24 protein-coding genes are annotated in these 25200 nt (G+C 40.9%); 16 read left to right on the top strand and 8 right to left on the bottom strand.

Features of this window, described 5'->3' with window-relative positions:
- Positions 1-19: 19 nt before the first annotated feature.
- The 6 genes from ACN0T8_RS12080 (at position 20) to ACN0T8_RS12055 (ending at position 4924) form a co-directional block, all read left to right on the top strand.
- Positions 20-1225: a multidrug effflux MFS transporter gene (locus ACN0T8_RS12080; RefSeq protein WP_417880872.1), complete on the top strand. Its 1206-nt coding sequence runs from the start codon at positions 20-22 to the stop codon at positions 1223-1225.
- A 162-nt stretch (positions 1226-1387) separates the two neighbouring features.
- Entirely contained in the window at positions 1388-2377 is a 990-nt protein-coding gene (locus tag ACN0T8_RS12075) for a 2-hydroxyacid dehydrogenase (RefSeq protein ID WP_417880871.1), read from the top strand.
- 81 nt (positions 2378-2458) lie between these two features.
- Positions 2459-2743, top strand: a complete 285-nt coding sequence (locus ACN0T8_RS12070) for a DUF1294 domain-containing protein (protein ID WP_417880870.1) — start codon at positions 2459-2461, stop codon at positions 2741-2743.
- A gap of 24 nt (positions 2744-2767) precedes the next feature.
- Entirely contained in the window at positions 2768-2944 is a 177-nt protein-coding gene (locus ACN0T8_RS12065) for a hypothetical protein (protein ID WP_417880869.1), read from the top strand.
- Positions 2945-2978: 34 nt separating this feature from the next.
- Complete coding sequence (locus ACN0T8_RS12060; protein WP_417880868.1) at positions 2979-3398, top strand: GFA family protein; 420 nt, start codon at positions 2979-2981, stop codon at positions 3396-3398.
- 110 nt (positions 3399-3508) lie between these two features.
- Entirely contained in the window at positions 3509-4924 is a 1416-nt protein-coding gene (locus ACN0T8_RS12055) for a class II fumarate hydratase (protein WP_417880867.1), read from the top strand.
- A gap of 112 nt (positions 4925-5036) precedes the next feature.
- Here ACN0T8_RS12055 and ACN0T8_RS12050 read toward each other — a convergent pair whose 3' ends face one another.
- Entirely contained in the window at positions 5037-6068 is a 1032-nt protein-coding gene (locus tag ACN0T8_RS12050; protein ID WP_417880866.1) for an OmpA family protein, read from the bottom strand.
- Between the two features lie 538 nt (positions 6069-6606).
- Here ACN0T8_RS12050 and ACN0T8_RS12045 point away from each other — a divergent pair.
- Positions 6607-7527, top strand: coding sequence for an ROK family protein (locus ACN0T8_RS12045; RefSeq protein WP_417880865.1), 921 nt, complete (start codon positions 6607-6609; stop codon positions 7525-7527).
- Positions 7528-7779: 252 nt separating this feature from the next.
- Here the strand turns inward: ACN0T8_RS12045 and ACN0T8_RS12040 are convergent, their stop codons facing one another.
- Positions 7780-9000 (bottom strand): ammonium transporter, encoded by a 1221-nt coding sequence (locus ACN0T8_RS12040; protein ID WP_417880864.1) that lies wholly within the window; start codon positions 8998-9000, stop codon positions 7780-7782.
- Positions 9001-9280: 280 nt separating this feature from the next.
- Positions 9281-10708 (bottom strand): H(+)/Cl(-) exchange transporter ClcA, encoded by a 1428-nt coding sequence (gene clcA / locus ACN0T8_RS12035; RefSeq protein ID WP_417880863.1) that lies wholly within the window; start codon positions 10706-10708, stop codon positions 9281-9283.
- A 602-nt stretch (positions 10709-11310) separates the two neighbouring features.
- Here clcA and ACN0T8_RS12030 point away from each other — a divergent pair.
- Both ACN0T8_RS12030 and ACN0T8_RS12025 read left to right on the top strand, forming a co-directional pair.
- Entirely contained in the window at positions 11311-12312 is a 1002-nt protein-coding gene (locus ACN0T8_RS12030) for a CobW family GTP-binding protein (RefSeq protein ID WP_417880862.1), read from the top strand.
- Between the two features lie 24 nt (positions 12313-12336).
- A complete protein-coding gene (locus ACN0T8_RS12025) occupies positions 12337-12720 on the top strand; it encodes a nitrous oxide-stimulated promoter family protein (RefSeq protein WP_417880861.1) in 384 nt (127 codons plus the stop codon).
- Here the strand turns inward: ACN0T8_RS12025 and ylqF are convergent.
- Both ylqF and ACN0T8_RS12015 read right to left on the bottom strand, forming a co-directional pair.
- Entirely contained in the window at positions 12717-13661 is a 945-nt protein-coding gene (gene ylqF / locus ACN0T8_RS12020) for a ribosome biogenesis GTPase YlqF (protein WP_417880860.1), read from the bottom strand. The genes ACN0T8_RS12025 and ylqF overlap by 4 nt on opposite strands.
- Positions 13662-13857: 196 nt before the next feature.
- A complete protein-coding gene (locus ACN0T8_RS12015; RefSeq protein ID WP_417880908.1) occupies positions 13858-14577 on the bottom strand; it encodes a UTRA domain-containing protein in 720 nt (239 codons plus the stop codon).
- A 201-nt stretch (positions 14578-14778) separates the two neighbouring features.
- Between ACN0T8_RS12015 and ACN0T8_RS12010 the strand changes: the two genes are divergently transcribed.
- The 6 genes from ACN0T8_RS12010 to ACN0T8_RS11985 are packed head-to-tail and all read left to right on the top strand — an operon-like array spanning position 14779 to position 20072.
- Positions 14779-15861 carry an ABC transporter substrate-binding protein gene (locus ACN0T8_RS12010; RefSeq protein ID WP_417880859.1) on the top strand — a complete coding sequence of 361 codons (1083 nt, stop codon included), beginning with the start codon at positions 14779-14781 and terminating at the stop codon, positions 15859-15861.
- A 10-nt stretch (positions 15862-15871) separates the two neighbouring features.
- Entirely contained in the window at positions 15872-16678 is an 807-nt protein-coding gene (locus tag ACN0T8_RS12005) for an alkaline phosphatase family protein (RefSeq protein WP_417880907.1), read from the top strand.
- Positions 16675-17583: an ABC transporter permease gene (locus ACN0T8_RS12000; RefSeq protein WP_417880858.1), complete on the top strand. Its 909-nt coding sequence runs from the start codon at positions 16675-16677 to the stop codon at positions 17581-17583. The genes ACN0T8_RS12005 and ACN0T8_RS12000 overlap by 4 nt, the downstream gene beginning before the upstream one ends.
- Before the next feature lie 2 nt (positions 17584-17585).
- Positions 17586-18392, top strand: a complete 807-nt coding sequence (locus tag ACN0T8_RS11995; protein WP_417880857.1) for an ABC transporter permease — start codon at positions 17586-17588, stop codon at positions 18390-18392.
- The gene (locus tag ACN0T8_RS11990; protein ID WP_417880856.1) at positions 18389-19408 is read left to right on the top strand and encodes an ABC transporter ATP-binding protein; all 1020 of its coding nucleotides are present in this window, start codon (positions 18389-18391) and stop codon (positions 19406-19408) included. The genes ACN0T8_RS11995 and ACN0T8_RS11990 overlap by 4 nt, the downstream gene beginning before the upstream one ends.
- Before the next feature lies 1 nt (position 19409).
- Complete coding sequence (locus ACN0T8_RS11985) at positions 19410-20072, top strand: HAD family hydrolase (protein WP_417880855.1); 663 nt, start codon at positions 19410-19412, stop codon at positions 20070-20072.
- A 205-nt stretch (positions 20073-20277) separates the two neighbouring features.
- Here ACN0T8_RS11985 and ACN0T8_RS11980 read toward each other — a convergent pair whose 3' ends face one another.
- Complete coding sequence (locus ACN0T8_RS11980) at positions 20278-20709, bottom strand: universal stress protein (RefSeq protein WP_417880854.1); 432 nt, start codon at positions 20707-20709, stop codon at positions 20278-20280.
- A 96-nt stretch (positions 20710-20805) separates the two neighbouring features.
- Entirely contained in the window at positions 20806-21756 is a 951-nt protein-coding gene (tal, locus tag ACN0T8_RS11975) for a transaldolase (RefSeq protein ID WP_417880853.1), read from the bottom strand.
- A 486-nt stretch (positions 21757-22242) separates the two neighbouring features.
- On the opposite strand from tal, the gene ACN0T8_RS11970 reads away from it, so the two are divergent.
- Positions 22243-23574 carry a glycoside hydrolase family 18 protein gene (locus ACN0T8_RS11970; protein WP_417880852.1) on the top strand — a complete coding sequence of 444 codons (1332 nt, stop codon included), beginning with the start codon at positions 22243-22245 and terminating at the stop codon, positions 23572-23574.
- Between the two features lie 287 nt (positions 23575-23861).
- Here ACN0T8_RS11970 and ACN0T8_RS11965 read toward each other — a convergent pair whose 3' ends face one another.
- A complete protein-coding gene (locus tag ACN0T8_RS11965) occupies positions 23862-25178 on the bottom strand; it encodes an alpha/beta fold hydrolase (protein WP_417880906.1) in 1317 nt (438 codons plus the stop codon).
- Positions 25179-25200: the final 22 nt, after the last annotated feature.

The following is a 25200-nucleotide window of genomic DNA, read 5'->3' as shown; positions in this document are numbered from 1 at the left end:
CAATTTTTACGAGAATTCGATGCAACGCAATTTATTACCAATGTTAATGGCGATGGTGTTACTTAGCCCATTAGCTATCGATATTTATTTACCGTCTCTCCCGACGATGGCGGCGGAATTTTCTGTTTCCAATAGTGAAGTTCAATCCACTTTAATTCTATTTTTGTTCGCAATGGGGTTAGGCCAGATTGTGATTGGCCCGCTTGCTGACCGTTTTGGTCGCCGACCAGTTGCGCTGTTTGGTGTTATTTTATACGGGTTGAGTAGTGTTCTAGCCGCCGTAGCACAAGAGTTTGAGCTGTTACAAATTGCCCGAGTGCTACAAGGATTAGCGGCTTGCTCGACGTCAATTGTCGTATTCAGCGCGGTTCGAGATTGCTACAGCGTAAAAGAAAGCGCCAAAATATACAGCTACCTTAATGGCGCTATTTGCGTGATCCCAGCATTAGCACCAACCCTAGGTGGGGTATTAGCGCTACATTTTGGTTGGCGTTCAACGTTTGTATTTATGACCTGTTATGCCATTTTGATTTTATGCATGGTGGCGTTCCGCTTCCCTGAAACTCGTCCATCTCATACGGTAAGTGATGGTGCGTTATACCGTTGGGCTCGTTATAAACCTGTTCTAATGGATCGACATTTTCTCTTTTATGCTATTTGTTGTATGACAGGTATGGGGTCGATTTTAACTTACGTGTCTTACTCGCCAGTGTGGCTGATTGGTCACTTAGGAATGTCTGAATTGGCATTTAGTGGTTTGTTTGGTGTCAATGCACTGATTAATATTGGTGCTTGTTTTGGCGCACCTTGGGTGATTAAAAAGCTTGGTAATCGCCCAACGGTTATCTTTGCGCTATCACTATTTATTATTTCGGCAGTTTTACAATTTGTTGTTCAGCAATGGGGACTTGTTTCACCACTGGCGGCTGCCGCTGGATTCATGTTACCAATGGCATTGCTATGTATTGGTTTTGCTTTATTGCTTGGTCCGGCAACCAGCATGGCATTATCTGGCTTTGGTGAACGTGCTGGAACTGCGGCGGCTATGCTTGGTTTTATTCAAATGAGTGGCGCGTCATTATTGGCGGGCTTGATTCAACAAACCTCGTTAACGGCTCCTTATGCAGTGATTTGTGTAATGGGTGGCAGCGCTATTGTCTTACTTAGCGTGATGTCGATGAAAAGAATGAATGCATGGCATGTCGAACGACTGGCTCACGATTGATGTGTCATGCTTCTCTTTATGAATAATAGATAAAAGCCAGCCTAGTGCTGGTTTTTTATTATTAGAATTTTGTATGTTTGGCTTTCAATTATTTGTGCGCAAGGGCTTAAGAGGCGTAGTATTAAGCTCAGATTGATAAACTTTTAAATTAGAGGTGTACGGATGAAAATCTCAATGTTCAGCACAAAATCTTATGATGAAAGATCGTTTCTTCAAGCGAATGAAAATTATGGTTATGAGTGCCATTTTTATAACTTTCAACTTGATCTAAAAACGGCATCGATTGCTGAAGATTCTCAAGTCGTTTGTGCGTTTGTGAATGATGATTTAAGTCGTCCAGTGTTAGAGAAGCTGGCAAATCAAGGCACTAAACTGATTGCAATGCGCTGTGCGGGTTTTGACCGCATTGATTTGGAAGCAGCAAAAGAATTGGGATTACAAGTGGTGAGAGTACCCGCTTATTCACCAGAGGCCATTGCAGAGCATGCAGTAGGCATGATGATGTGCTTAAATCGTCGTTTTCATAAGGCATATCAGCGTACCCGTGATGCTAATTTTTCTTTGGAAGGTCTAACGGGATTTAACTTTTATGGTAAAACAGCAGGCGTTATTGGTACGGGTAAAATCGGTTTAGCCACTATGCGTATTTTAAAAGGGTTAGGTATGAATGTTTTATGCTATGACCCATACCCTAATGATGCTGCAAATGAAATTGGTGCAACTTACACATCGCTTGACGATATTTATCAGCAATCAGATGTGATCACTCTGCATTGCCCTTTAACACCAGAAAATCGCCAGCTCTTAAATGCCGAATCATTTAGTAAAATGAAAGATAAAGTGATGATAATCAACACCAGTCGAGGTGGTTTACTGGATTCACAAGATGCCATTGAAGCGCTAAAAGTGGGAAAAATTGGCGCATTGGGACTTGATGTATATGACAATGAAAAAGAATTGTTCTTTCAAGATAAATCGAACGATATTATTACTGATGATATTTTCCGTCGTTTATCTGCTTGTCATAATGTTCTATTCACCGGGCATCAGGCATTTCTAACGAATGAAGCATTAGCCAATATTGCTGATACAACATTAAGTAATATTAAGCTGTTCTCGCAAAGCAAACCTTCTGGTAATGAAGTGATCTAAAGTCAAACTATAGTAGTTAGTAATGGGGTGGAGTATTATTCGTAAATCAATTTTACGCCACCCTTAAAAGAGTACGATTTAATGATTTCCCTGCAAGCTGGATTAATTTACTGCTTAATCTTGAGTTTTGTCACTTTTGCTATTTATTGGAAAGACAAACGAGCGTCAATCAAAGGCAATTGGCGTACCCCTGAAAAAATGTTACACATACTTGCTATTTTAGGTGGATGGCCGGGTGCGTTGTTAGCTCAGCGCCTCTTTCGCCATAAAACCAGTAAGTTTCGTTTTCAGTTTGTATTTTGGCTACTAGTTGTCCTTAATTGTATTGGTACAGTCTTGATCCAAAACCCTGATTTTTATATGTAACGTGAATCAACAAGGATTACTACCATGAACTCTGATTATCCTCTCGTTTCTGCAACTTGGCTCTTTGATCATTTTTCTGATGATAATGTCGTTGTTCTTGATGCGACTACTCAACATGCCGTAGTCGGTGAAGCCTCAAAAATGCTTCGCCAATCTCCTTGCCTAAAGGTTTGGAGGATAGATCTGAATTCTGCAATTTGAAGTCACTTGGGTATAAATAATAAGGAATCGAGTTATGACAGATGTCAATTATCCAGTAAAAGGGCGATGCCAGTGTGGCAGTGTGAACTTCACTTTGAAAGCGGCACCTAAAGTGGTAATAGCCTGTCACTGTAAAGAATGCCAAAAATTATCAACTAGTGCGTTTAGTATCACTTGTGTTGTCGATGCAAAGGATATTGCTATTCAAGGTGAATTAAAGCAAACCAGTCGTACTGCAGACAGCGGTAATGACAACATCGGCCATTTCTGTTCAGGCTGCGGCAATCGTATTTATCAATTAAACCCTGCTGCGCCAGATATGATTAAATTTAAGGCGGCGGCTAGTTTAGATGATACTCGAATGATTGTGCCGACGATGCATGTATGGACAAGCGAAAAGCAAGATTGGGTTGTGATCCCCGATGATGTTCAGCAATTTGAAAAACAACGTTAATCGATAACTGGTGAGCGTTAAATTACCTTTCCTTATCACAATGATAACTTGCATATCGACTGAATAGGTTCGACACTGAAGCCATTCCATCACAACTTAAGGATGATGTTATGGCTTCTGTTCCCTCCAATACTTTTTACCGTACCGAACATGACAGCATGGGAGAGGTAAAAGTCCCCAAAGATGCTTTATATCAAGCTCAAACTCAACGAGCCGTCGATAATTTTTCAATCAGTTCTTTGATGATGCCGCCTCGTTTTATTCAATCTGTTGCCATGATTAAACAAGCCGCCGCTAAAGCGAATGAAGAACTGGGTTTACTCGATAGTTCTATGTCTAAAGCGATTCAGGCTAGTTGTCAGGCTATTATTGATGGTGAGTACCTAGACCAATTTCCGATCGATGTTTTTCAGACTGGTTCTGGTACCAGCACCAACATGAATCTTAATGAAGTGATCGCGACCTTATCAAATCAAATTCTTGAAGAAGAAACGGGGCAAGCACAGCGTGTTGGTCCGAACGATCATGTCAATATGGGGCAAAGCAGTAATGATGTCATTCCTTCGGCGATTCAGCTTAGTGCATTAATAGCGATTGAAGATGAACTGATTCCTGCCATGGAGCATTTAAGCCAAGTGGTGGAGGAAAAAGCGTCGGCATTGTCTCATATTGTCAAAACCGGTCGTACTCACTTAATGGATGCGATGCCAATAACCATGGGGCAGGAGTTATCAGGCTGGAAAGTCCAGATCGATAAAGCTCGCTGCCGCATGGAACAGCTGTTGCCAGATTTAAAGCAATTGGCGCAGGGCGGAACTGCAGTGGGTACCGGCATTAATGCACCTCAAGAATTTGCTCAATTATTTACGCAGCATCTGAGTTCAATAACGGGAAAGTCCATTCAGCCAAGTGACAATTATTTCTACAATTTAAGTAGTCAAGACTCAAGCGTAGCTGTATCTGGTGAATTAAAAGCTTATGCCGTAGCCTTAATGAAAATATCTAATGATCTACGTTGGATGAATTCAGGGCCACTGGCGGGAATCGGTGAAATAGAACTGCCAGCTTTACAACCGGGTTCATCGATTATGCCGGGAAAAGTAAACCCTGTTATCCCCGAAGCCGTAGCCATGGCAGCAGCCCAAGTGATGGGGAATGACACAACCATTTCGGTTGCGGGGCAAAGTGGTAATTTTCAGTTAAACGTGATGTTGCCAGTGATTGCTTTTAATCTATTACAAAGTATTGAACTACTTGTGAATAGTTCACGTAGCCTTGCCGATAAAGTGATAAAAGATTGTGTAGTCAGAGAAGATAATTTGGATTTGGCTCTCGCTAAGAACCCTATTTTAGTCACTGCATTAAACCCTATTATTGGCTATGAAAAAGCTGCGCAAATCGCTAAAAAAGCGTATAAAGAAAAGCGTGCAATCATTGATGTAGCCGAACAAGAAACCGAGTTGTCGCGTGAAGAGCTTGAGAAGTATCTTAATCCAAGTCATTTAACCAAAGGCGGACTAGCTTAAGTCCCTTGACTTGATATTGCAGCAAAGAATAATAAATGTATTTTACTCTCGAGAAAAAAAGAAAGAAGCCACAATCATGTGGCTTCTTTTATGAGATTATTTATATCACAGGTTACTTGTAAAAAACTTCAACACGGCGGTTATTTTCACGACCTTCTTTAGTACTATTATCTGCGATTGGGTTTTCTTCACCTTTACCGATAGTAGTAATACGTGATTTATCAATATCTTGAGACTCTAGATAGTTAGAAGCCGATTGCGCACGTTTCTCTGATAGTTTTTGGTTGTATTTAGCACTACCTGTTGAGTCGGTATAACCAATTACATCTACACGAGTTTCAGGGCTATCTTTTAGATAAGTAGCTACTTGATCAAGAGAGGTTTTTGCCTCGGGTGTTAACTCTGTTGAGTCATGTGCAAATGCACCTTTTGAAAGTGTAACTGTTGGAAGTGGATCTTTTTCCGGAGCTGGTTCTACGATTGGCTCTGGCTCTTGAGTCGCGACTACTGCCGCAGTTGTTGCCGCTGCAGCAATTGGTGCGGCACTATCTGAACTACCAAAATAGTAACTTAGACCAAGAGATACGTAGTTAACATCAGTTCTACCCGTTGTGCTACGTTCACCTACGTTATCAAACCATTGATATTCAGTACGTACACGCCAGTTATGGCTTAGTTGATATTCGACACCAGCACCTAACATTAGCGACCAGTTTTCATCACTATCATTATAAGCACCTGTTTTTTGATCAACATAGTTATATGAAGTACCTACTTTACCAAATAGATTCCATGCACTAGTAAGGTTCCAATCTAATTTAGCCCCTAATTCACCATTCTGAATCTGAGTTTTATTAACCTCGCTACCAGCAATATGCTCTTTTGAATTACCAAGGTAGTTATAACCACCTTCTAGTGAGAACCATTCGTTAAATTGGTAACCACCGTAGGCACTACCAGCCCAAGCATCATCATCACAATCACCATTATTCTGACAAAAATCGAAGTTAGACCAACCAGTCTTAGCACCAAGGTAAAACTCTCCGGCATTTTCTGCCGCGGCATTGACTTGTGGCGACATAAGAAGAGAAAGAGAAACGATAGACGCGAGAGAAGGGTAAAGAGACATTTGTTTAATATTCATATTGGCACCAACTATAAAGTTATTTTGTCCATACAATCGATCCACAACTTTAGTAAGAAATGTGGACCATGATTTTGTTAGCGAGTTATTGAAAACTATAAAGTTATCAATATCTGCCTATACAATACTGTTGTAAGAATAGTTTATCAATCGATTAATGTGAAACTTTTGTCAATATTAGGTGTCTATAAAAAATTTGTTGAATGACGTTAGACATAGGCACGCCCTTAAAAAGCATTAGATTTTGTCTGTATTGCTTTTTTAAAAATAATTATTTTTCAAGTGGTTATGTTTTGTTTGTGCATATTGTTTTGATAAGAATGCATTTTGATCCCAATAACATACTTTATCAGTGCTTACTTTTCTAAATGTTGCCATTTTGTGTTGGAAATAAAAAACAATTATTGTGATCCGGATCACTTAATTTTTAGTGCGCTCTATCGCATAAATAAAGAATTTAATGGTTTCTAATAAATGAATAGAGTGTAGATTTAAGAAAGACAAAGTAGAAGTGACTTGAGTATATAAGGAAAATGAAATGCTTAGTTTAGGTCTGGATATTGGTGGAACAAAAATTGAAGCGGTCGTGCTATCGGAAGATGGCCAAACTATTTATCAACAGAGAATCGCGACGCCAACCTGTAGTTACTCTGAATTCTTATCAACAGTCACCGGTTTTATTCAAACTATCCAACAAACATTACAACAGCCTATGACCATTGGTATCGGCCTACCTGGTGCGATAAGCCCTGATAGCCAAACCATAAAAAACTGTAATTGCTTAATATTGAATGGTCAGCATTTGGATAAAGATATTGCTGATATAATTAAGCAACCCGTATTTATCGCAAATGATGCCGATTGTTTTACATTATCGGAAGCTCAAGATGGCGCAGGCTCTGGGCATCCCACAGTCTTTGGCGTCATTATTGGTACGGGGTGTGGTGGTGGTGTTGTTGTCAATGGTCAGTTACTTTCTGGGCCCAATGCGATTGCCGGAGAGTGGGGACATAATACCTTGCCACAATATCATCGAGATAATGATGGACTCGCACAGCAATGTTACTGCGGAAAAATTAACTGCATTGAACGCTTTATTTCAGGCTCAGGTTTTTCTGAACGCTACAATCAACAACATGGCACAGACTACAACTCTGCAGAAATCATGGATTTAAAACGTGCTGGCAATACGAATGCTGAGCAACATTATTTATCGTTTATTAATATGTGTGCCCGTAGTTTGGCATCGGTCATAAATGTACTTGATCCACATGTGATTGTGCTTGGTGGCGGTTTGTCGAATGTAGAAGAAATTTACCAAGATATAAACGATGCAATTGGATCTTATGTTTTTTCGGATGTGTGTAACACTAAAATTTTAAAAGCGAAGTACGGTGATTCAAGCGGCGTGAGAGGGGCATGTTGGCTGCCTAAAATGCATCAAGTTAATAACAATTAATATTCTATATAAGTACTTTTCAAACCAAGCTGAAGCGGCCTATCTCTTATAAAAATAAGAGGTTTGGATGAAGCTCCCGAAGGGCAAGTTAAAACAAGCTTTATGTGGCGTTAAATTGAACAGAGATAGAATGACTATGATCATCTTTAATTTGTCTTGCCTAAAGCTTATTTTATTCTTGCTGAAACTCGCACCTTGAAGTTACTTGGGTATATGCAATTGCTAAAATAGTCCTAGTGAAGTTAATCAATATTAATCTTCATTGGTTGAGCTGATTTTGTGAATAGATAAATCAGCACCGTTATATTCTTCTTCTTGGCTCAAGCGTAAGCCTGATACTTTGTGAATCGAACCATAGACTAGAACTGAACCTAATACGGCAATAGTAATACCTAGTAATGTACCGAGAACTTGAACGGTTAAACTCACACCGCCCATTCCACCGAGTGCCGTTTGTCCAAAGATACCGGCAGCAATACCGCCCCATGCTCCACACACGCCATGCAGCGGCCAAACACCTAATACGTCATCGATTTTGGTTTTGTTTTGCATAAAGGTAAATAGCCATACAAAAATTGTAGCAGCCACAACACCCGTTGCTAATGCGCCGATGGGATGCATTAAATCTGAACCAGCACAAACCGCGACTAAGCCCGCCAGTGGACCATTATGAATAAAGCCTGGATCATTTTTACCCATCACCATTGCCGCTAATATTCCGCCCGCCATCGCCATTAAAGAGTTAATTGCTACTAACCCACTAATACCATTAATAGTTTGTGCCGACATAACATTAAAGCCGAACCAGCCAACACATAGTATCCATGCGCCTAGTGCAAGAAATGGGATATTAGATGGCGCAAAGTTAGTATGTTTACCGGCGCGGATCCGTCCGTTTCGCATGCCAAGGAAGATCACGGCGATTAGTGCAATCCAGCCTCCGACACTGTGTACAACCACTGAGCCTGCAAAATCGTGAAACCCAGTACCAAAGGTGGTTTCAAACCATGCTTGTAGACCAAAATTACCATTCCAGACCATGCCTTCAAATAATGGATACACTAAGCCAACGATAAAGAATGTACCGGTCAACACAGGGTAGAAGCGAGCTCGTTCGGCGATACCGCCAGAGACAATTGCCGGAATTGCTGCTGCAAAGGTCAATAAGAAAAAGAATTTAACCAGTTCGTAGCCATTACCTGCTGAAAGGGTCGGAGCATCAACGAAAAAAGAGTGGCCGTAAGCAACCCAGTAACCAAAAAAGAAATAAGCAATGGTGGATACACCGAAATCGGAAAGTATTTTGACTAACGCGTTAACTTGGTTCTTATGCCTTACAGTACCCACTTCAAGAAAGGCAAATCCTGAATGCATAAGAAAGACCATGATAGCACCGAGTAATAAGAATAAAGTATCAGAGCTTTGGGTCAGTGCTTGTACTGTGCCATATACTTGAGTGGTGGATTCATCCATGTTTACGTATCTCCTAAAAATGAACGTATTTAACTTATAGTGTTAGCGATGCACAACGGTGAAAAAATCAGCACTATTTTGATGCAATTGCTGTTTCATTAAGCAAAAATTATGCCATTATTAAAAGTAAAGTTAGTTAAGGGAAGCTTGGTTTTATTGGTTAAAAAGTAATAACAATAACAAAATTAAACGCACCAATATTGATCTTTACGATCAATGTTGGTGCGATTGCTTTGTGGTGAGAGGAGTAAAATGGTGCAGAATTATGATAACGTTTTGTTTATGCGTTGGTAGTTGATTCGATCTTTTCTTCAGTATGTTTCGGAAGATCACCTTGTTGAAGCTTAGCCTTTTTCAAGGTTCTATGAAGTAATTGTGTATAGATCGGTTGTCCACCAAGTAGCTGAGCCATTATGGTTGCACCGAGTGTTGTGATGATTAAAGGTAAAATTAGATGGTAGTTATTAGTCATTTCTATTACCAATAAAATACCTGTAATAGGGGCTCGTACGGTTGCCGCAAAAAGTGCTCCCATTCCGGCGATAGCAAACATACCTGGGTCGATGTTTAAGCTTGGATCGAAATAAAGCGCAAATTGCCCAAAGAAAGTACCAAATAAAGTACCAAGAGCAAGCATGGGAGCGAAAATTCCCCCTGGCGCTCCAGAGCCAAAACAGATTAAGGTAGTTGCAACACGGGCAAAAAATAAAATGAGTAGTAAGTTGATGCTGTAATCGCCAGTGGTTGCTCCAGGAATAAGTTGAATACCACCACCAGTTAATTCAGGAAGGTAAAGTAATAGTAGCCCAAATGTTCCGCCGATGATTGTGCCAGTGATTAAGTAACGTTTTCTATCATTACGGTGAATCAGTACAAACATATCTTGTGACCACGTCACCAATCGGTTGAAGGTGACCCCAAAAATACCGAAGATTAACCCTAAGACGAGAAATAGCCACAACGTATTGAGATCGGGTGCAATATACTGCGGCATAATGATAACTGCCGCTTGCCCTCTAATCGAACGGAAAACGATAGTCGATATCACCGAAGAAATAATAACCGCTTTAATTGAGAGCAGGTTGTAGCGGAAGTGTGGGCGCATTTCTTCAACCACAAACATGATACCAGCCAGTGGTGCATTAAATGCCGCTGCCAAACCACCTGCCGCACCACAAGCGAGTAGAGAGTGGCGTCCATCTGGATCTTTTAAGCGAAAAATATCAGAAACCATACGACCAATATTACCACCCATTTGAACAGTAGGACCTTCTCGGCCCAACACCATACCAGAGCCTAAGGCCCCAAGCCCGCCAAAGAATTTAACCGGAAGCACTCTCCACCAACGTACAGGACGAATATCATCCATTGCGCCTTCAATTTCAGGGATCCCAGAACCTGCAGCTTCAGGCGCAAATCGACTGACAAGGTAATAACCGATAAATGCTAATCCAGCACTGACCAAGATGGCTGAAAGCCATAAAGGCAGCAGAGAATTCATTTCTTGCTTTAGCCAATCGGTACGAGTTTCAGAGATCCAATGAACGCCAATTTCAAAGAAAGAGCCAACTAAACCTGCTAACAGTCCCACAATCACAGAAAGTAATAAGATAGATATTGGTGTCTTATCTCTAGTTAGAATAACGCCAACAAATTTTTTAGATTTGTATTGTGATAGAGAGTTTCGAAATGATTTTGAGTTAGCCATTAGGTTTGATTTTTCCGCCATTGCTGAAAAAAGGTCTAGTATCTGTTTAGATGAAGAATAGATACATTGAAAAATAAAGTGCCATATCATTATAAGATGCAATCACAGTATTACATCAAATTGTTACTAAAAGTTATTTTACTCAGATCATTAAAAGTGTACATATCGAAAAATAATAATATTTTTATTCGCTTACGAGAGAGTGTCTTAAGGCTCTATAGAAGATGTTATTTAGTCACTTGTCATCTGGTGTTTTTGTGCCATTCTTATAATTAGATAGAAGAGAGTGACATTTCACCACGGAGGAAATCATCTTCTATCGACGTAGCCAGTTACAAAGGCGATGTATTTAGATAATGGCACAACAATATGGATGTAAAAATTAAGTATCAATTGAAATCCTCGAATATGATCATAGCGTAATAACACTATATGATTCGCATACTCACGATTGAGTCTCGAGGGGAGAAGCGCACTCAAATGGGTGCGCTTTTTGCGTTTATGTGACTAAATATTTATTGTAGCTGAAGTTATCTGTTGTGGTTATCTACTGCATCATTAAAATGAGTTGGCTATTAACACACGGTTCAGTGGAGCATAACATGATACAAAGAGTGCCAACCAACATCATTACAGGTTTTTTAGGCGCAGGGAAAACCACCACCATTTTGCATTTACTCAAAAATAAGCCAAAAGATGAAAATTGGGCGGTTTTAGTTAATGAATTTGGAGAAGTTGGTGTTGATGGTGCGTTGATGACAGATCAAGGTGCGATGATTAAAGAAATCCCTGGTGGATGTATGTGTTGTACTGCGGGCGTTCCTATGTCAGTAGGGATTAATGCACTCCTACGAACAAAACCGGATCGCTTGCTCATTGAGCCAACTGGTCTAGGTCATCCCAAAGAAGTGATTGCTAAGTTACTATCTGAACAATTTATGCCTTACGTTGATTTAAAAGCTACGATAGCATTAGTTGATCCAAGGCATTTGTCATTTGGTAAATATACCGAAAATCAAAATTTTAATGATCAGCTCGACTCCGCTCAAATTATCATGGCCAACAAAGTTGATCTAGTTGCGGAAAGTGATTTAGCGCAATTAGCAATTTGGTTTGAATCATTTAAGAAAAAGCATAGTGCTAACACTGAACAATTGCATTTGGTTACCGCTATCCAAGGAGAATTAGATCTTTCTCTACTCGATATAGAAAGAATAGTCAGTTACCAAGGTGAACCGGTAAATGGACACCATCATCACCATGATGCTCTGGACCTTCAGTTCGGTTTAAAACCTGGTGAAAAATTTGTTCGCAAAGAAAATAAAGGGCAAGGTTATCACAGTTGTGGTTGGTTATTTGGCGCTGAATTTACGTTTAATTTTGATCAACTTTTTTCAATGCTATCTGCACTCACAGCTGAACGAGTCAAAGCAGTAATGAATACCGACCAAGGTTGTTACGCCTTTAATGTTTCGAATAGTGTGGTGTCTGTAAATCAAGTCAGTTTGGATGGTTTTGAATCTCGCATTGAAGTGATTGATAGTCAATTAATGCCGTGGCAACAACTAGAAGATGTATTGCTTTCTATTGCTGAAGAAAAGTAAGAAATACCGGTGTAGGTTGGAACGATGCAAGATGATATTTTACAAGGTGCATTACGCACTGAAATGAAAACTGTGACGGCAATGGTGGAGATCTATTGTCGCGCGCACCATCATGCTGACGGCTCGCTATGCCAGCAATGCAACGATTTGGTGGATTATGCTCGAATGCGCTTAGATCGTTGTCCGTATGGCGAGAGCAAGCCAACATGCAATAAGTGCCCAATACACTGCTATAAACCGGAGCAAAAAGAGCAAATGCGTTTAGTGATGCGTTACTCTGGCCCGAGAATGTTACTACCGCATCCACTCTTGGCGATTCGACATTTATATAAAGAAAGAAAAAAGGCGGTAGGAAAACCTGCCGCCAATCAATCAAACCGCTCTAAGAGACTACAAAAGCAAGATTAACGTTTGTTACGCAGGTAGCGTTTACGACGTTCTTCTTTTTTCTTAATTTGCATTTCTTTTTTACGCTCAGCTTCAATCTCAACTTGAATTAATTCTTCCGTGATCATTTCCGGCAGCTCAAGAGTGATTTTGCCGAGTGTGCCATTACGAAGTTCATGTAGCAGAATTTCAGAGGCTTTATGTAGATCAATTCGTCCACCGGCACGCAAAGCACCACGCTTACGACCAATTGCTTCCATTAATTCAATTTCAGTTTCTGGCAATTCATCAATGTTGTAGCGTTCTTTAAGTAGTTCAGGGTATTGCTTAGCTAAATACTCAACCGTATAAAAAGCCACTTCATCGTATTCCATTGCCGTATCTTTAACCGCGCCGGTAGCCGCTAGACGAAAACCACTATGCGGGTTCTCTACTTTAGGCCACAAAATCCCCGGAGTGTCTGAAAGCACCATACCATTTTGTAAGTTAATGCGTTGCTGACGACGTGTTACCGCCGGTTGGTTACCAGTTTGTGCGATCATTCTACCGGCTAAGGTATTGATGATTGTCGACTTACCGACATTTGGAATGCCCATAATCATAGTGCGAATATCTTTACCAATCGCTTCACGGTTTGGTGCCAGCTTGCGACACAACTCCATGATCTTAAATACTTCTTGTGGGTTTTCTGTGGTAATTGCCATGGCTTTTACGCCTTGTTCTTTCTCAAAATGATCAATCCACATTTGAGTCAGTTCCGGATCAGATAAATCGCGCTTATTCAGTACTTTAACGCAAGGCTTATCACCACGCAGTTGCGAAATCAGAGGGTTTTCACTCGAGAATGGAATGCGCGCATCCAGCACTTCAATAATGACATCAATTTTAGGAATGACCTCTTCGATCTCTTTACGAGCTTTATGCATATGACCTGGAAACCACTGAATTGCGTTGTTAACCATTTGAATTTATTTACCTTGTGTTTTAAGTTTTGCGCCTCAAGCCCTTTTGGGGTACTTCTTGGAGTATTAAAAATAAAAGTGAAACCACCAAAAGTGAGTGCAAATAACGAAATGCATTTTAATGGCGCAGAGTATAGCAGGTATGGATATGGGAGAGAAATTAAGTAATAACCATGGTTACCACATTAAGTGACTCCTAACCAATCTTTATCCGTACTGCATCTGGTCGCCAATATTCAAACTCACAATCGATCAACTCGCCATCTTGCTTATAATTGGTTCGTTGAATTTTGAGTACAGGCTGGCCTTCCGCTAGGTTCAACGCATTTGCCACATGGTAAGGAGCTGCAGTGGGGATCACTTCAAATTGAGAATGAGAAGTCTGGTAGCCGTACTTGTTTTGATATAACAGTGTTAGCGATGAAGTCAGGCACTCTTCTAAAATCCCTTCAAATAACTTTTCTTTTAAGATGTTTTCAACGAACAAAACGGCACGTCCATCAATTAAACGCAAGCGCTCAATAATGATTATGGGCTCTGGTTGCTTTAAGGCTAATGCTTGTGCGTAATCAGCATGGGCAAGCTCTTTACGAACCTTTATCAAGTGAGTTTTCGCGGTTCGATTTTGTTCATTGACCATTTGATGAAAGTGACAACGGGAGAGAGGGTTATAGGTTAATCGTTCTGGTGAAACGTACCAACCACGACGCTTTTCTCGGTAAATAACCCCTTCAGTTTCTAGTGCAATCAGCGCATCTTTGATTGTAATGCGCGTAGTGTCAAACAAGGTACTCAGCTCCCTTTCTGATGGGATTTTTTGTCCTTGTTGTAACTGTCCAGAGTGAATTTTATTTTTTAGTTCCGATTTAATTTTGCTGAGCTGAGTTGTAAATAGGGGAGCATTGTTCACTTGTATTCTTGACCTAGTCCATGAGTAATTCCCATTAAATTTAATCATCAAAGGTAACAGAAATATGACAAGTTTCGGTGAGGTATCTTGAAATGATTCCGTCATATAAAGTCATTAAAACTGTCAAAAAAGTGGCATGGAACCGTCATTTTTCGTCCCTAGGATAGCTAGTGAACTCACTGACCTAGTCCAGAAGGATGGAAAAACATGAAAACCTTAACAAGTCGTTCAATTCAATTTCCGATAAAGCATGTTGTGACTGCATTGATAGCGGTAGGTGTCTCTTCATCAGTATTTGCAAAGGAAAGCGATATCGATTCATTAGTGACTGCAGCAAAAAAAGAAGGTGCGGTATATAGCGTTGGAATGCCCGATACTTGGGCAAACTGGAAAGACACTTGGCAAGATTTGAACGAAAAGTACGGTCTAAAACACCAAGATACCGATATGAGCTCAGCGCAAGAAATTGCTAAGTTTGAAGCGGAAAAGAAAAATGCCACGGCGGATATTGGTGATGTCGGATTTGCTTTTGCGCGCGTTGCGGTGAAAAAAGGAGTAACTCAACCGTATAAACCGACTACTTGGGATGAGATCCCAGATTGGGCAAAGGATAAAGACGGTCATTGGGCACTTGCTTATACCGGTACGATTTCTTTTATCTCGAATAATAACCTTGTGAAAAATGCACCAAAAACATGGGCTGACCTACTAAAGGGTAACTATAAAGTGACGGTAGGCGATGTGGGGGTAGCGGCGCAAGCTAACAATGCGGTATTGGCGGCAGCATTTGCGAATGGTGGTGATGAAGCGAACTTAAAACCGGCATTGAAGTTCTTTGGTGAACTGGCGAAACAAGGTCGACTTTCTTATACCGACCCAAGCATTGCAAACCTTGAGAAAGGGGAAGTCGAAGTAGCGATTTTATGGGATTTCAATGCATTAAACTATCGTGACAAAATCGACCGTGAGCGCTTCACCGTCAATATTCCACAAGATGGCTCTATCATTTCTGGTTACACTACTTTAATCAACAAATACGCGAAAAACCCAAACGCAGCCAAACTTGCTCGTGAATATATCTTTAGTGATCAAGGGCAAATCAACTTAGCGGAAGGGTATGCGCGTCCTATCCGCACCAACATTACTTTACCTAAATCGGTACAAGATAAGCTACTGCCTAATGAGCAATATAAAAATGTTCATCCAGTGACTGACTTTGCCGCATGGGAAAAATCAGCACGTAAACTGCCGCGTCAATGGCAAGAAAGCGTTTTGATTAACCAGAAGTAGGGCTATGAGTATGAACAATAAGGTTATCCTTGTTGTTTTAGATGGACTGAATAACCAGGTAGCCCGTGATTGTATGGGCTACTTAAATGGTCTACTAGAGCAACAGCGCGCGACGTTTTATACCGTACAAAGTGAGCTACCTTCCATGTCTCGCCCGTTGTATGAATGTATTTTAACTGGGGTTCGTCCGGTCGACAGTGGCATTGTCAGCAATCAAATTGTACGACGTTCACATCATGAATCGATATTTAGCCTAGCAACCTCGCAAGGAAAAACCACCGCGGCTGCTGCCTATCATTGGGTGAGCGAGCTGTATAACCGTGCGCCATATGAGGCAGTGCGTGACCGATTTACCCACAATAAGGCTCTTAATATTCAGCATGGTTGTTTTTATCACTGGGATAGTTATCCAGACGAAGCTTTGTTTTTGGATGCCGAACATTTAAGACAAACGCATCAGCCTGATTTTTTGTTGATCCATCCGATGAATATTGACGATACCGGTCATAAGTTTGGTTTAGATTCTCGTCAATATCGAAACGCTGCTCGTCATGCCGATATTATTTTGTCGCACTATATCGATACTTGGTTACAAGAGGGCTATCAACTGATCATCACCAGTGATCACGGTATGAATAATGATCTATCCCATGGCGGTATTTTGCTAGAAGAAAGAGAAGTGCCATTTGTGGTGATTGGCGATGGGTTTTCTCATCAAGACTGCAAGATTAAACAAACAGATATTTGTGGCAACGTATGTCAATTATTGGGCATTCAACACCAAAAAGATGTGACTCAAGGATTATTAGCCGTATGAATTCTCCTATCTCATGTTCCGCTACTTCGACACAACAAAAGGCGACAAAGCAGCCTGTTTGTCTTTGGTTGAAGAAGAGCAAACCTGTCATTTGGCTTGTGCCTTTCGCTGTGGTGTTTTACCTATTTCAACTCGCGCCTATGTTGTGGGTGTTGGTCAATAGCTTTATTTATGATGAAGTGTTTGGTTTGGATAATTACTTAGAAGTGCTGGATTCTGCATTTATGATGCAAGCGTTCGGCAATAGCTTATGGCTGTCGATTTGGTCCAGCTTTATTGGGCTGGCGATTGCCACTTTATTGGTGTCGTCACTGCGAAAAGTCAGTGGCAGATTGCGCGATGCAGTGGTTGCTTTTACCAATATGAGCAGTAATTTTTCCGGTGTTCCGTTGTCATTTGCGTTCATTATTATATTAGGCACTAATGGCGCGGTGACTTTGTTGCTCAAACAATATGACCTTCTGGGAGATTTTGATCTTTATGGACAATGGGGTCTATTGGCGATTTATATCTACTTTCAAATCCCACTCGCGGTGTTGCTGCTTTATCCAGCGTTCGATGCGTTAAGCGATGATTGGCAATCGGCCGCTTCTTTGCTTGGCGCTAATACCTTTCAATACTGGTGTCGCGTGGCGCTTCCTGTGTTATCTCCGGCATTGCTCGGTACTTTTATTATTCTAGTGGCTAATGCGATGGGAGCTTATGCCAGCGTCTATGCATTAACTTCCGGTAACTACAACTTGATCACGATTCGTATTGCGAGTTTGGTGTCTGGCGATCTCTTCCTTGAGCCGAACTTAGCCGCCGCCATTTCCGTTATTTTGATGGGTATTTTAGCTTTCATCACAGTAATTAATCAGTGGCTTATTTCAAAAAGTTACGCAGCGAAAAAGGGAAGTAAATAGTCATGAAAGAACTGAATACTCGATTTCATAAAACGATGCTATTCCATCAAACCGTAGTGTTTAGCATTGTTAGCGTCATGATGATCCCGATTGTCGCCACATTAGTGTATTCCATCTCATCACGTTGGGGGGCGACCATTTTACCGGATGGTTTCACCTTAGATTGGTATGTGCAATTACTGACCGACCCGCGTTTTGTGCAAGCTTTTGGACGTTCGTTATTTATTTGTATCGCGGCGCTGTTACTCAGTGTAGTGTTGATTTTACCGGCAATTTTTGTGGTGTTTTACTACTTTCCAAAGCTGGATAAGGTCATGAATATTATGATCTTGTTACCATTCGCCGTACCGCCAGTGGTGTCATCGGTGGGGTTGTTGCAATTGTATGCAGACAGCGATTGGTCGTTAGTGGGGACGCCGTGGATTCTAGTTGGAACCTACTTCACTATCGCGGTGCCATTTATGTATCGCGCTATTGCGAACAGTTTTGAATCGATCAATCTGCACGATTTGATGGATGCCGCGCATTTGTTAGGCGCGAGTACCAGCAAAGCGTTTTTACTGATCATCTTACCGAATTTGAAGAAAGGCTTAATGGCATCGTTGTTTTTGTCTTTCTCGTTCTTATTAGGTGAGTTTGTTTTTGCCAATATCCTGGTCGGAACACGTTATGAGACGCTACAAATTTATCTCTTCAACATGCGACAAACCAGTGGTCACTTTACTTCTGCACTGGTTATCACTTATTTCATCTTTATCTTTGTATTGACTTGGTTGGCAAGTCGTTTCAGCCGCGGAGTAACAGCATGAGTTATGTCACTGCAAAACAATTAACCAAATCATTTGGCGATAATACTGTTTTTGAGAATGTGGATTTTAACATTGAACAAGGCGAATTTATTACGCTTTTAGGGCCAAGTGGCTGTGGTAAATCAACTTTATTGCGTAGCCTTGCAGGATTAAACCCGGTCGATCAAGGTGAGATTTGGGTCAATGATGAAAACATTACGCATCAATCACCACAAGAGCGTGGCATTGGCATGGTGTTTCAGTCGTATGCTTTGTTTCCGAATATGACCGTTGAGGGCAACATTGCTTTTGGGCTGAAAATGAAAAAAGTGGCTTCCGGTGAGGTCGCTAAACTGGTGAGCCAAGTGATTGAGTTAGTGGATTTAAAAGGCAAAGAGAAACAGTATCCACATCAATTATCAGGTGGTCAGCGTCAACGTGTGGCATTAGCGCGTGCTTTGGTCGTAAAACCGAGAATTTTATTGTTGGATGAGCCGTTATCGGCATTGGATGCCAAAATTCGTAAGCATTTACGCCAACAAATCCGCGACATTCAAAAAGAGATGAATCTGACTACGATTTTTGTTACTCACGATCAGGAAGAGGCGATGATCATGTCTGACCGCATCTTCTTGATGAACCAGGGTGAGATAATACAAGCAGGTTCGCCAGAAGCGATTTATACCCAACCTGCCAATGAGTTTGTAGCCGGTTTTATGGGGCACTATAACCTGATTGATGGCCGTTGTGCTAAAGCCTTGTTAGACCTTGATACGACAAGCAAAGTGGCGATCCGTCCAGAGTCGATTTATGTCAAAGAAGAAGGGCGTCAGTATGCGCAACATATCTCATCGCCACGACAAGGGGTGATTAAAAGCCACCAATTATTAGGCAATATTATTCGTTATCAAGTAGCGGTGGATGAGTGTGAGTTAACGGTCGATTTATTAAACCGTTCATCTGAGCGCTTGATGCCAGAAGGGAGTTCTCTTGAGCTACTTTTTAATCTCAATGAAATTCAACCTGTGGGTGCTTAATATGACACAACCTTTGTATGTCTTTGATATGGATGAGACGTTAATTGATGCTGATTGTGCAATGTTATGGAATGCTTTTTTAGTGCGTAAAGGCATCATCATTGACGCGAATTTTCTTGAGCAAGATAAACGCTTAATGAGTCTGTATGCACAAGGGAAAATGGATATGCAAGATTATCTTGAGTTCTCGATTGCTCCTTTAGCGAGCGTGCCAGTTGAAGAGGTTAATCAACTGGTGGAAGAATGTGTGGTGGAAGAAATATTAGCTAAGCAGTTTGATCAATCGAAAGGCTTGATTGAGCAGCTTAAACAACAACAAGCTCAGATGGTGATTATTTCTGCTAGCGTGTCGTTTTTAGTGAGTGTCGTTGGACGTCACCTTGGAGTTTCCCATGCTTTAGGCATTGATTTGGTAACCAAGCAAGGTTGCTATACGCCAGAGATTTCTGGTATTCCAAGCTATCGTGAAGGCAAAGTATTACGCTTGAAAGAATGGATTAAGCGCCAACCAGAAGGCTTTTCCGAAATCCATTTCTACACCGATTCAATCAATGACTTACCTTTGTGTGAGTTTGCCGATTATGCGTATTTAGTGAATCCATGCCCAGCTTTAAAAGCTCATTCTGATCAAGAAAACTGGCAAGTGTTGGAATGGAGAGTTTGAGAGTGGCTCGTATGATAATAGATCGCGTGATAGGTCGGTAGTCGCTTATTGCACCTTACTGTTAGCATGGCAGGGCGGCGTAACAAGCAAAGTACTTTACCTTATATATTACAAATAGTGCTTGGATTAATAACAATTTTATTCACTAAGGAATAAAAACTGTCATATCACTTGTAAGGTTAATTTGTATGAAGGTTTTGGACTATTACTCAAAGCAATGCATTTGCAAAATATCGCAATGCAGATCGGCGGATAAATCTTTTTCAATACCGCCAAAGAAGTGTGTGAGCTTGTTTTTATGACCGACGATGACAAGCTTTGCTTCAACTTCTTCAATTAAATCTTCTAAGTGTTTGATGACTTCCCCCGCAGCAAAATGAATATTCTTTACAGGATAAGGGCTTGATTGACTCAACTCATGCAATTGTTGAATGCGATCCAGTTCTTTTCCGGGATGAAAGTTGAATAACCCTTCATCTCGATATAGGTAGTGAGTATTAAAAATGCCTTTTTCGACATAAGCAAGGTGAAGTTCTGCTTGGTTTTGCATCGCAATGGTCGCGGCTTTAATAACAAGCTGTTTGGCATGTATGTCATTAGGATTAATGGCGACCAAAATAGTAGGGTATAGATACATAGGAACTCCGATAAACAAAAATGGTCAGCAACTAACTGACCATTTTAACAAGGTAAAGCCTAGTTCAACAACTCCTAGAGCTTGATAATTGTAGGCTTAAAGTTTCGCTTTAATCATGGCTTCTAGTTTGCCTTGATCGACAGCAAAGGCGCGGATGCCTTCAGCCAGTTTTTCTACCGCCATAGGATCTTGGTTGTGTTCCCACAAGAACTCAGCATGCGTCATTTTTTCTGGTTGAGTTTGAATGCTTTGCGCCGATTTTAGTTTTTGCACCACTTCACCTTGGCTGTCTTCCAGCTCTTGCAACAACTGAGGACTGATGGTTAAGCGATCACAACCTGCAAGCTCTAAAATTTCACCAGTATTGCGGAAGCTTGCGCCCATGACTACCGTTTCGTAACCATGTTCTTTGTAGTAGTTGTAGATATTGGTAACAGATTTAACACCAGGATCTTCACTTGCTTCAAAATCACGACCTTCTTTCGCTTTGTGCCAGTCCATAATACGGCCAACAAACGGCGAGATTAAGTAAACGCCTGCTTCTGCACAGGCGCGAGCTTGAGCAAAAGAGAAAAGTAGGGTGAGGTTACAGTTGATGCCTTCACTTTCTAAAACTTCCGCTGCGCGAATGCCTTCCCAAGTCGAAGCCAGTTTGATCAAAATACGGTCGTTAGTAATACCAGCATCGTTGTACATTTTGATTAACTGGCGAGCCTTTTTCACACTGCCTTCAGTGTCATATGAAAGACGAGCGTCTACTTCGGTTGAAATGCGACCCGGAATCACTTTTAAGATCTCTTGACCAATCGTTACCGCTAACATGTCACAAGTATCTTGCACTTGTTGGTCTGCATCGTCGCTTTGTGCTTTGGCATAAGCGATAGATTGATCAATCAGGCGTGAATAGTCTTCAATTTGCGCAGCTTTTAAAATCAATGATGGGTTAGTGGTGGCATCTTGAGGTTGGTATTTCGCGATGGCATCAATATCACCAGTGTCTGCAACAACGGTAGTGAGTGCGCGAAGTTGTTCTAATTTACTACTCATGTATAACCCTATCTAATAATTGAAATGAAATAACAGAAGAAAAATAACTCAGCTAAGTGATATTAAGGTAGCAAGCTAAAGTCTGTAAGGTTTAATTAGGTACTCATAATTGAAATATAACGAACTCAAGTCAAACCAAGTGAGTGAAAAAAGATGCCTAGATCTCACTTTATTTTAAGGAAACGATTGCTAATTTTAGATCTTATCTATTTTTAAAATTGCTTCTTTTTAGCCAAACGGTTGCATTTAATGCCTTATGAATTTTGCGTGTTAATTTGAAAAAGTATGCAACACACATGATGAAATACATTATTTTTCCTCAAAAAATAACCACAGGTCATAAATTGAACTTTTGGGTTTTACGAACTTCATAATTAAGATTAAGTTTACGCAATAGCATGATGAATTGAGAGAGCATAATCATATGCTTAGTGTGCATTTAGACTGCGTGTACTTTGATTGGTCGTGATTTATTGGGAGATAGAAATGAAAAGATTAATATTACCAACGTTGGTAAGTTCTATTTTGTGTGTAAGTTTCAGTGCTACAACTGTGTTTGCGGCGGAAAAGTCGGTGAACACACCCATCGTTGCTGGTTATTTTGCTGATTGGTTTTATAAAAGCGATATCAATCCATATTCTGTACACGATATTCCTGCGGACAAATTGACACATATTATTTATGCATTTCTATCCATGTGTGGGCCACATACTGGTGCAGGCGAAGCCGTTCAAGCTCAGGTTGCCCAGCAATGTGAAGGAAAAGATCCTTATACCGCCATTATTGTCGATAAAGAGGCGGCGCTTGAGCATGATTTCGGGGCTGTATCTGTTGATGTGGATTACAAAGGTCATTTTTCTCAATTAGCACAGTTAAAAGCTAATCACCCAAATTTGAAAATTCTACCATCCTTTGGCGGTTGGACAATGTCTGAACCTTTCCATGAGATGGCTAAGGATAAAAAAGCCATAGATCAATTTGCACGTACAGCCGTAGAGCTTATTGCTCAATATGATTTTTTTGATGGTATTGATTTAGATTGGGAATACCCAGGAGGCGGTGGCTTAACAACTTCTCCATGGAATCCTGACACAAAATTAACCGATGAACAAAAAGCATTGGAAAAAGAAGCCTTTACTTATTTAGTAAAAACTATTCGAGCAGATCTCGATGCGTTAGAAGAGAAAACAAAACGTGAGTATGAATTATCTATGGCGGTTGGGGTTGGTCCTAAAACAACCCAAATAGATTTTCAGAATGCAGAGCAATACCTAACTAATATGTTTGCTATGACCTACGACTTTTTAGGTGGCTGGGGTCAACAAACGGGCCATTTAACTAATCTACATGCAACGGAGCGTAGTTGGTGGGGAATGGGCGCTGATGTGTTTATTAAGCAAATGATCGCTCAAGGTATCCCCCCAGAAAAATTGGTTATTGGCGCGACATTCTTTGGCCGTGGTTGGGAAGGTACGAAAGACTTTGATGGTAAGTTACCTAGCTCAACATTAACTTCAGAGAAAGGGGCAACGTTTGGTACAACGGAGCCTGGCTTCTTCATGTATTGGGATCTGATGAAGAACTACACCAGCAAACAGGGCTACGTACAAGGCTATGATAAAGTGGCCCAAGCGCCATATTTATGGAACCCTGAAAAACAAGTGTTCATTAGCTACGATAATCCTGAATCTATTAAAGCTAAAGCTGCATGGGCCAAAGCTAATAATTTGGCAGGAATATTTTCATGGGATTTATCAGGAGATACGAAAGATCATGCTTTAGTTAATGCGATGGCTGATGGTATGAATAAAGAGTAGCAAAACAGATAGCGCCACTTAGAAGAGATAATCAGGTGGCGCTAATTTTATTTATTCAGTTGCATTAATCGCACTAGGTTCATGTAATAGAACCCAATCGGCGGGTTGGCTTGAGTATAAAGGATTCAAGTTACGTTGAAGAACGAGAAATATTGCAGATGTTGATAAGATTCGCTTCTTAATATTGTGACACTGTCACTGTTGGTTTTACAGTGTAAATAGGTCGATAACATAAAAACGCCGATGTGATTGATACATCGGCGTTGTTCTCTTGCATATTGAAAATATTAGCTAATTTGGTTTAGCATCTCATCAAGTCGATTAAAGATGGTTTCACCGTCGACACCAATACCATTGTGTTCATATTCATTGGTCATCCAAGCGCGACTGTTCGGTATATTTGTTAGGGTTTCACGTGAATAATCGAACTCAACATACATATCTTCAACATAAACCGCGCAAGCAATGGGGACGGTATTCTTTTTTAACTGTTCTACGTCGTAAAGAGCAGACCAATCTTGCTTTTCAGCGAGTTTGTTTGCCGCCTCTTTTAATGGTTTTAAGCATTGCATTTGTTCAAACATCCACGGGTACACCATTTCTCCTGTAAATAAGAAAGGATTTCCAGTTTGGTAGTTGAACTCAGGGTAGGTTTGTCGAACACGGTGCGCCGACCAAGCCGATGCTGTTTGCTCTGAATCATTCTTAGCAAAAGGCTGACAATAAATCGATTCATGCAAAATGGCATAGATAGGATTAGTTTGGTAAGCCTGCTCCGCCAGCATGGCATTCAAAAACGCGTAGCTTAATGTTTCTTTGCCATCTACGGTGACAAAAGCGCTTTCAAGCAGGTAGTACATAGGTAGCGCTGCATTGCCACGACCTAGGTTAATACCGATCATTTGAAATTGTTCTACGGTAAATAGCTGGCCGTTAGGTAAATAGGTTTGGTGATTGAGCAAGTAGTCTGCAATGCGTTGACACAAGGTTTGCGCCTGTGGAAATTGGCGGAAGAAAGTGTCATTTTTTTGTTTTACCCGTAGGTAAGTTGCTTGGTAAACCTCATCGGCATGGCGAGTTAAAGAAGGAACGCCACCAGTGATATAAGATTTTAATAAACTATTAGGATAACGCGATAGATAGGTTAATGAACAAAAGCCACCAAAGCTTTGACCAAGTATAGCCCACTTTTCCACATTGAAATGTTTACGTATGGCTTCGGCATCTTTGACAATGCTGTCTGCTCTGAAATGGCAGAGATAGTCTGCTTGTTCATCACTACTCATGCCTTCAAGTGTTTGGTGAGTAATTGGTGAACTTAACCCTGTACCTCGTTGATCGAGTAACAATACGCGATATTGCTGGAGCGCTGCTTTTAACCAGCCCGATTGTCCATTTGCTCTAGGGGAAGGAAAGCCTGGGCCACCTTGGAAATAAACCAGCCATGGTAAATCTTGCGTTTGTTTCCCTAGACTGACTAACTCGCGAGCATAAACGGTAATGGTCTGGCTTTGCTTATCATCATGCTTAAGCGGAACTTGAAATTGGTGTGGTTGGTAAAGTATTCCATTATCAACAAATGATGAAGCAAGCTCATGAGAAATGGGCACTAGAATTCTCCTTAAT

It is taken from the genome of Vibrio sp. (assembly GCF_048266485.1).
GTDB lineage: Bacteria > Pseudomonadota > Gammaproteobacteria > Enterobacterales > Vibrionaceae > Vibrio.
The sequence above is the reverse complement of the archived record's forward strand: the minus strand, read 5'-3'. Positions and strand labels throughout refer to the sequence as shown.

Bases quoted from the DNA above. Each gene is read 5' to 3' on its own strand.
- ACN0T8_RS12080 (WP_417880872.1), top strand. From the start codon at position 20: ATGCAACGCAATTTATTACCAATGTTAATGGCGATGGTGTTACTTAGC.
- ACN0T8_RS12075 (WP_417880871.1), top strand. From the start codon at position 1,388: ATGAAAATCTCAATGTTCAGCACAAAATCTTATGATGAAAGATCGTTT.
- ACN0T8_RS12070 (WP_417880870.1), top strand. From the start codon at position 2,459: ATGATTTCCCTGCAAGCTGGATTAATTTACTGCTTAATCTTGAGTTTT.
- ACN0T8_RS12065 (WP_417880869.1), top strand. From the start codon at position 2,768: ATGAACTCTGATTATCCTCTCGTTTCTGCAACTTGGCTCTTTGATCAT.
- ACN0T8_RS12060 (WP_417880868.1), top strand. From the start codon at position 2,979: ATGACAGATGTCAATTATCCAGTAAAAGGGCGATGCCAGTGTGGCAGT.
- ACN0T8_RS12055 (WP_417880867.1), top strand. From the start codon at position 3,509: ATGGCTTCTGTTCCCTCCAATACTTTTTACCGTACCGAACATGACAGC.
- ACN0T8_RS12050 (WP_417880866.1), bottom strand. From the start codon at position 6,068: ATGAATATTAAACAAATGTCTCTTTACCCTTCTCTCGCGTCTATCGTT.
- ACN0T8_RS12045 (WP_417880865.1), top strand. From the start codon at position 6,607: ATGCTTAGTTTAGGTCTGGATATTGGTGGAACAAAAATTGAAGCGGTC.
- ACN0T8_RS12040 (WP_417880864.1), bottom strand. From the start codon at position 9,000: ATGGATGAATCCACCACTCAAGTATATGGCACAGTACAAGCACTGACC.
- clcA (WP_417880863.1), bottom strand. From the start codon at position 10,708: ATGGCTAACTCAAAATCATTTCGAAACTCTCTATCACAATACAAATCT.
- ACN0T8_RS12030 (WP_417880862.1), top strand. From the start codon at position 11,311: ATGATACAAAGAGTGCCAACCAACATCATTACAGGTTTTTTAGGCGCA.
- ACN0T8_RS12025 (WP_417880861.1), top strand. From the start codon at position 12,337: ATGCAAGATGATATTTTACAAGGTGCATTACGCACTGAAATGAAAACT.
- ylqF (WP_417880860.1), bottom strand. From the start codon at position 13,661: ATGGTTAACAACGCAATTCAGTGGTTTCCAGGTCATATGCATAAAGCT.
- ACN0T8_RS12010 (WP_417880859.1), top strand. From the start codon at position 14,779: ATGAAAACCTTAACAAGTCGTTCAATTCAATTTCCGATAAAGCATGTT.
- ACN0T8_RS12005 (WP_417880907.1), top strand. From the start codon at position 15,872: ATGAACAATAAGGTTATCCTTGTTGTTTTAGATGGACTGAATAACCAG.
- ACN0T8_RS12000 (WP_417880858.1), top strand. From the start codon at position 16,675: ATGAATTCTCCTATCTCATGTTCCGCTACTTCGACACAACAAAAGGCG.
- ACN0T8_RS11995 (WP_417880857.1), top strand. From the start codon at position 17,586: ATGAAAGAACTGAATACTCGATTTCATAAAACGATGCTATTCCATCAA.
- ACN0T8_RS11990 (WP_417880856.1), top strand. From the start codon at position 18,389: ATGAGTTATGTCACTGCAAAACAATTAACCAAATCATTTGGCGATAAT.
- ACN0T8_RS11985 (WP_417880855.1), top strand. From the start codon at position 19,410: ATGACACAACCTTTGTATGTCTTTGATATGGATGAGACGTTAATTGAT.
- ACN0T8_RS11980 (WP_417880854.1), bottom strand. From the start codon at position 20,709: ATGTATCTATACCCTACTATTTTGGTCGCCATTAATCCTAATGACATA.
- tal (WP_417880853.1), bottom strand. From the start codon at position 21,756: ATGAGTAGTAAATTAGAACAACTTCGCGCACTCACTACCGTTGTTGCA.
- ACN0T8_RS11970 (WP_417880852.1), top strand. From the start codon at position 22,243: ATGAAAAGATTAATATTACCAACGTTGGTAAGTTCTATTTTGTGTGTA.